Below are 7400 nucleotides of genomic sequence, written 5' to 3'. Positions count from 1 at the left end.
GTGGAGGATATTTCTTCTGGCCCGATAAAATTGAGAGCCTTAGACATAGCAATAAACACCTCAGTTTCCACCCTTGGGGGAACATTTTGTTGTTTGAGCCATTCGGAGAAGGAATATTTATCCATCTGTTMGACATAATTTTGGCCTTGAATCATGGCAGGAATTAGTCCCAAGCCAAACCTAATTTTTTCAGGCCAGGTAAGCATATCATTATTGCGAAGAATAGCGACTATGCCATTAACGGGGGCTGGAATATCGGGAAAATCGAACCGAGAGTAAGTCCCCGGCTGATCTGGTTGGTTAAAGATCATGGTGTGTTCTTTCCACTGCAACCGATCCTCAATGTCCAACTCCTTGAACAATTGGAGCATATTAGGATAGGCCCCAAAAAAGATATCAGTCCCGTTTCGTACCAATCCCCGTCCTCATCTTTCCAAGCGGCCACTTTGCCACCGAGAACATCTCGTCTTTCCAAGACAATGGGGGTATAACCCATATCGGTTAGGTATTTGGCACAACTTAGGCCAGCCAAACCCGCCCCAGCGATCGCAACTCGCATTGACAACCCTTTCAATAACTTGCTTATATTTCGTTCTCATTATAGGTTACATCTCGTAACATTCTGTCGATAAAATTAGAATCTCCCCCCATTTAGGGCGACAACGATGGGAAGCGATAAAATTAGAAAAGATCTACTAGCCACACCAACAAGACAAGGAGAACACCAACGAATGGGTAGAGTAGTCGGCATTGACCTGGGAACAACCAACTCTGTTGTAGCGGTCATGGAGGGCGGTAAACCCGTCGTGATTGCCAATTCTGAGGGGATGCGGACAACACCCTCTGTCGTTGGCTTTACCAAAGAGGGAGAAAGGATTGTCGGACAAATGGCTAGGCGGCAGGCTGTTTTAAATCCTCAGAATACGTTTTATAATGTGAAGCGATTAATTGGGTCGAGATATGCGGACCTAACMCCGGCCTCAAAACGGGTCCCGTATACTATGCGTCGAGACGACAATGGTAATATCCGCCTCAAATGTCCTCGACTGAAGCGAGATTTCGCACCGGAAGAGATTTCGTCTATGGTATTGCGGAAATTAGCCGAGGAGGCGACTAGATATCTGGGGGAGGAGGTGACTGGGGCGGTAATTACTGTGCYGGCCTATTTTAATGATTCTCAGAGACAGGCGACCCGAGACGCTGGGAAAATTGCCGGATTAGAGGTAAAACGGATTCTCAATGAGCCGACGGCGGCTTCCCTAGCCTATGGACTACAAAAGCAGGATTTTGGGACTATTCTGGTATTTGACCTAGGGGGGGGAACTTTTGATGTGTCGGTGTTAGAAGTGGGAGATGGGGTATTTGAGGTTAAGTCCACTAGCGGGGATACCCAACTGGGGGGGAATGATTTTGACCAAAAAATTGTCGATTGGTTAGCTGAGAAGTTTCTGGAAGAACAGGGAATGGATCTCCGACGCGATCGCCAAGCCCTTCAGCGCCTGACAGAAGCGGCTGAGAAGGCTAAAATCGAACTATCTGGGGTGGGGGTAACTGACATCAATTTACCCTTCATTGCGGCGGATGCTGACGGACCGAAACACCTAGAAACTAGACTTTCTCGGGGAGAGTTTGAGGGATTATGTGCTGATCTGATTCAACGGTTGCGCCGTCCGGTTAAACAGGCTTTGGTTGATGCCCAAATTTCACCTAGCCAGATCGATGAGGTGGTATTGGTAGGGGGTGCAAGCCGGATGCCCATTGTTAAGCAGTTGGTGCGTAGCCTAATTGACCTTGAGCCTAATCAGGGGGTTAATCCTGATGAGGTGGTGGCTGTGGGGGCTGCTATTCAGGCGGGCATTTTGGGGGGTGAAGTGCGCGATATCCTGCTATTGGATGTTACCCCCCTATCGGTGGGATTGGAAACTATTGGGGGGGTGATGAAAAAACTCATACCCCGCAATACTACTATCCCGGTGAGGCGATCGGATATTTTCTCGACTTCGGAGAATAATCAAACCTTGGTGGAAATTCATATCCTCCAGGGAGAAAGGGAGTTAGCTAAGGATAATAAGTCTCTGGGACGGTTTAAGCTGACGGGTATTCCACCAGCGCCTAGGGGTGTGCCTCAAGTACAGGTGGCTTTTGATGTTGATGCTAATGGTATCCTCCTGGTGACGGCTTTGGATAAAACCACTGGTCGGGAACAAAGCATTACTATTCAGGGTGCTTCTACTCTGTCTCAGGAGGAAGTTAATCAGATGATTCGGGAAGCCGAAGAGTTTGCAGACCAGGACCGGCTGCTACGGGAAAGGGTAGAAAAACGCAATCGCGCTCAGGCTTTGACTTATCAGGCGGAAAGACAGTTAAGGGAGGTAGCCCTAGATTATGGGATGCAGTTTGCTCAACGTCAACGGGGCCGTATTGAGACTTTAATTAGGGCGCTGCGCGATAGTCTGGAAAGAAATGACGATCGCGGTATTGATCAAATTGGGGCGGATCTGCAAGATGCGCTATATGATTTGACTCGCGAGGTGTCTGTTTTTGCCGTTGATGATGATGATGATGATCTGTTTGGATCGATTCGTCGGACTTTTGGAGGTGGCGATCGCCGTATCCGTGACCCCTATAATATGCCTCCGGCTACTGGCTATTCCCGTTACGATAACATGGGAACGGGAACTGGTCGCCCTGGTCAAAAATATTATCCCCAAAGTAATGATTGGGATGATGATGATGACGATTGGCTCTAATGGTGGGCTGTTTACGGTAATAGGGGAGGCTGTGGCGTGGGGTTCTCTCACCAGGCTTCCCCCGGTTTTGGTGGTTCGCTGCTCCCTTTTCTGAGATGCTGTTACTGCTCAGTTTATATTGTGATTCAATTATGCAAAATTTTCGGAATTATTATCAGATTTTAGGGGTTTCGAGAGATGCTTCTATTGATGAGATTAAAAAGGTCTATCGCCGTTTGGCTAGACAATATCATCCTGACTTGAATCCGGGGGATAAGGAAGCAGAAGAGAAGTTTAAGGATATTGGTGAGGCTTATCATATTCTCTCGGATATCGAAAAGCGATCGCAGTATGATGAGTACAGCAAGTTTTGGAAACAAAAGGGGTTTGCAAGTCCGAAAAAATCCCCGGTGAGTGGCTTTAAAACCTGGGGAGGTCGGGTGGCTCGTGGTCGCACCCAAACTCAAACTTCTGAGGTGGATTTTGAGCAATATGCGGATTTTAATAGTTTTATTGATCAACTGATTGGACGGCGGCGGGAAGTGCGGACTGTCACTAATGATACACCCCGTGTGACTTCTTCTGACCCTTATACATCCCCTAATAGTAGGGTAATCCACCGGGTTCCGGTTCGGGAAAATCGACGCAATATTGAGGCGAGGTTGACTTTACCTCTGGAAAAGGCTTACACTGGAGGACCCGAAAGGATCCGCCTGGAAGATGGGCGATCGCTTGAGGTGAATATGCCGCCGGGAATGTTTACTGGTCAACGTATTCGCCTGAAAAATTTGGGCATTCAAGGGGGGGATTTATTCCTGAAAATTACGGTAAAACCCCACGAGTTTTTTAGGCTGGAAGAGTCTAATATTATTTGTGAGGTTCCGGTAACTCCCAGCGAGGCTACCCTAGGGGGAGAAATAGAAGTTCCGACTCTTGATGGTTGGGTGAAAATTAAACTCCCAGCCGGGGTGGTTTCGGGTCAATGTCTGAGACTGGCTAATAAAGGCTATCCTAACGAAAATGGCGATCGGGGTGATCAGTTGGTGGAAATTCAAATTGTCGCACCTAAACAGATCACCTCCGAGGAGAGGGAATTATACGAGAAACTCCGGGAAATGGAAACTTTTAATCCCCGTGAGGATCTCCCGGTTTAGCCACCACCAACAATGGTGACAATTTCTAGGATATCACCTGTTCCCATGGTGGTGGTTTCCCAAAATTGTCGGTGGAGAATTTCGCCATTATACTCCACGGCTACCAAACGGGGATTTAACCCCAAATCTGCTAAAAATTTAGGTAAGCTGGTGTCTGGGGCGCAAGTTTGCGCTTCTCCGTTAACTTTTAGGGTGATGGTGCGATCGCTCATATTTCCCCATGCCAATATTATCAATTACCAATTCTAGCCCGGTTTCTCCCCTAATAATTAATAATTATCGGCGGTGGGGCGGGTTTATTAATATCGTCGTGGGGATGGATAATTGACGGCGGAACCCGCCCCCACAATTAAATAATTATCGGCGGTGGGGTGGGTTTATTAATATCGTCGTGGGGATGGATAATTGACGGCGGAACCCGCCCCTACAATTAATAATTATCGGCGGTGGGGCGGGTTTATTAATATCGTCGTGGGGATGGATAATTGACGGCGGAACCCGCCCCTACAAKKAATAATTATCGGCGGTGGGGCGGGTTTATTAATATCSTSGTGGKGATGGATAATTGACGGCGGMASCCGSMGGGWGRRTKTATTAATATCCTGGTGGGGATGGATAATTGACGGCGGAACCCGGAGGGCGGGTTTATTAATATCCTGGTGGGGATGGATAATTGACGGCGGAACCCGCCCCTACAATKAWTAATTATCGGCGGTGGGGCGGGTTTATTAATATCSTSGTGGGGATGGATAATTGACGGYGGAACCCGCCCCTACAATTAATAATTATCGGCGGTGGGGCGGGTTTATTAATATCCTGGTGGGGATGGATAATTGACGGCGGAACCCGCCCCTACAATTAATAATTATCGGCGGTGGGGCGGGTTTATTAATATCCTGGTGGGGATGGATAATTGACGGCGGAACCCGGAGGGCGGGTTTATTAATATCGTSGTGGGGATGGATAATTGACGGCGGAACCCGGAGGGCGGGTTTATTAATTAATATCCTGGTGGGGATGGWTAATTGACGGCGGAACCCGGAGGGCGGGTTTATTAATTAATATCCTGGTGGGGATGGATAATTGACGGCGGAACCCGGAGGGCGGGTTTATTAATATCGTCGTGGGGATGGATAATTGACGGCGGAACCCGCCCCCACAATTAAATAATTATCGGCGGTGGGGTGGGTTTATTAATATCGTCGTGGGGATGGATAATTGACGGCGGAACCTAATTGTTAATTGTTAATTGTCTCGGAAAATTGCCAAGTTTTTGATGATTTCGGAGATACCCTGAATAATTAATAAGACAAAACTCACTATAATTAAGGCTTTAATTGGGTAGCGCGGTAAGCCGCCGGGGTCTGGGGAGACTTCCCGAATTACCCAGGAGTTGGAGACAGCCCCCCAGGAGTAGAAAATAATCATCATGGAAAAGGGAATTAAAAATAAGGCGGTTCCCAATAACTCAACTAGGGCTTTTTGCTTAACATTTAACCGACTTTGAATGACATCAACCCGCACATGGCTATGGTGTTTTAGGGTATAAGCAGCACCTACTAAAAAGATGATATCAAAAATATACCACTGGGTTTCTAACAGGGCATTAGAACTTAAATTTTGACCGATCGCTCTACCGACATACCTACCAATTACATTCCAGGTTCCTACTGCGATCATCACTAGGGCTAACCAGGAAACCACCCGCCCTAAATACTCATTCATTCGGTCAATCAATTGGGATACAATTAGGAGTTTATCCACGTTTTAACTCTCATTTATACCGGGGTTGACAAGCTCTGTACATTTATGATAATATATGGACAGTTACATAATGAAAATCTGTGCCTAAAATCTGAAATTGTCACTATTCCCATTATGTAAAAGTATAGCACGGGGTGGCGCACAAAGCAAGAGACCCCCCAGAAAAAAAAATTTTTCGCAACAAAACTTAATTTTTTTTACAAAACTTAACATAATCTGGGGGGTAGAGAATTTCAGTGAAAGGTGATCGTTTTTGGGGTGGAGTTGGGAATGCTAGGATATAGGGTGAGGTGTAATCCTCCCTAAGCCTATAACCCTCGAACCGAGTTGGTGAATGTGATCGATCGCACAAAAAAAGGCGATCGCCAATTCACAATTAACTCAATCGATTTGTCATAATAGAAAAAGAGTTACCCTAGTTCCCCCATTACGGGGGTAGCGAGGGTATTTAGTGGTCTAGTTGTGGGTAATAATACCGCAGCTATGAGTGTATTTATATTTATGTCAGCTTATTATTTGTCAGCGCGTGTATTCAGTTAAACTCTAAGGTCAGGAAGTCGTCTTATGCACAATGAGCATAATAACAGAAAGCCTAAGTCACCTATTCGATTATGGTTGGCAGAAATCCGGAAGTTGGGAAACCGGGCGATCCGAGGCTTGAAGCGATCGCTCCTGGGAAACTGGGTTAATATGAATAGGGGCGATCGCCAAAAAGTGGCGGGGTTTGTGTTGCCGACAGTAACCATGGTGATGTTAGTGGTGGTGCTGTTAACGGTGGCGATCGCATTCCGAGCCTTAGACCGGGCGAGGTTTGCCCAAAATGTGCGGGTTAACCAGGAAGTTCTGTTAGCGGCGACACCGGGGTTAGAACGCGCCAAAGCCAAACTTACTCAAGCGTTTGATCAGTCCGGGGTAGCAACCCCTGCAGAAAGTCAGTTATTGCGCATATTAGGGGCAGAGGATTACACTTTTGCCCGTGAAGAACGACTGACCCTAGAGTTTGATGTAAATGGCAATGGCACTATAGATGATGTGGTGGATATAGATGATCAGGATGGCCCTAGACCACCTCGGGAAAGGATAGATACTGCCTGGGGATTCACAGAAGATTTGAATGATGACGGCGACCCAGACAGATACAATATTTATGGAATTTTCTTCCTGGAACCAAGGCGCGAGCAGGCGAGAACTCCCGTAAATGCTAGAGGTAATACCATACCTAGGATAGATTCACCTTTTAACACCAACCCTGATTGTGAGCAAGGCCAGGGAACCTTTGCTCGTGGGGCGGATGGTGGGGGCTGGGAGACACTAGAGAATAACCGAGTCAAGCCGTTTTTTATCTACTCTACCAGTATACCCGTGAGTGGTAGGGGTTTTGCGGCTGTGGAAATGCAGCAAGATAGACGAGCAGTTCCTATTGTTAATAATGCTGTAGTCTATGAAGGTGATATTGACATAACTCCCGGTCAAGATCTTGAGTTAAACGGCCGGATTATGGTAAATGGCAACCTGTTTACCAATAATAGGGTTAAATATCGTCAGGTGAGCAGCCCCAACTCTTGCTTTTATGAAATGGAAAACAGCAAGATTTTAATAGGTGGAAACTTTGGTACAKGTACTGCTGATAGTAATTCCATTGGAGGGGGTAACGCGACTTTAGACCTATTCCGACCAAATGGCGCACCAACGGGAGTCGATTGGGGTAACAACCATTTATCGGTAAATAGAGCGCCCAACCAGGTGAGTTACA

General features: G+C 46.9%; 4 protein-coding genes and 2 pseudogenes. 3 read left to right on the top strand and 3 right to left on the bottom strand.

Annotation, left to right across the window (positions count from 1 at the left end):
* A pseudogene (locus tag B9T16_RS23430) lies at positions 1-559 on the bottom strand (FAD-dependent oxidoreductase); the annotation flags it as partial.
* Between the two features lie 172 nt (positions 560-731).
* Here B9T16_RS23430 and dnaK point away from each other — a divergent pair.
* Both dnaK and B9T16_RS23420 read left to right on the top strand, forming a co-directional pair.
* Positions 732-2750, top strand: a complete 2019-nt coding sequence (dnaK, locus tag B9T16_RS23425) for a molecular chaperone DnaK (RefSeq protein ID WP_410245899.1) — start codon at positions 732-734, stop codon at positions 2748-2750.
* Between the two features lie 131 nt (positions 2751-2881).
* Entirely contained in the window at positions 2882-3883 is a 1002-nt protein-coding gene (locus B9T16_RS23420; protein WP_152088347.1) for a DnaJ C-terminal domain-containing protein, read from the top strand.
* On the opposite strand, the gene thiS is transcribed toward B9T16_RS23420, so the two are convergent.
* Both thiS and B9T16_RS23410 read right to left on the bottom strand, forming a co-directional pair.
* The gene (gene thiS, locus B9T16_RS23415) at positions 3880-4095 is read right to left on the bottom strand and encodes a sulfur carrier protein ThiS (RefSeq protein WP_043468056.1); all 216 of its coding nucleotides are present in this window, start codon (positions 4093-4095) and stop codon (positions 3880-3882) included. The two genes, B9T16_RS23420 and thiS, sit on opposite strands and share 4 nt — an antisense overlap.
* Before the next feature lie 1033 nt (positions 4096-5128).
* Positions 5129-5647, bottom strand: coding sequence for a TRAP transporter small permease subunit (locus B9T16_RS23410; protein ID WP_006618113.1), 519 nt, complete (start codon positions 5645-5647; stop codon positions 5129-5131).
* A 564-nt stretch (positions 5648-6211) separates the two neighbouring features.
* On the opposite strand from B9T16_RS23410, the pseudogene B9T16_RS23405 reads away from it, so the two are divergent.
* Positions 6212-7400 (top strand): annotated as a pseudogene (locus tag B9T16_RS23405) (hypothetical protein); the annotation flags it as partial.

The organism is Arthrospira sp. PCC 8006 (assembly GCF_046480465.1).
Lineage (GTDB): Bacteria > Cyanobacteriota > Cyanobacteriia > Cyanobacteriales > Microcoleaceae > Limnospira > Limnospira platensis.
The sequence above is the reverse complement of the archived record's forward strand: the minus strand, read 5'-3'. Positions and strand labels throughout refer to the sequence as shown.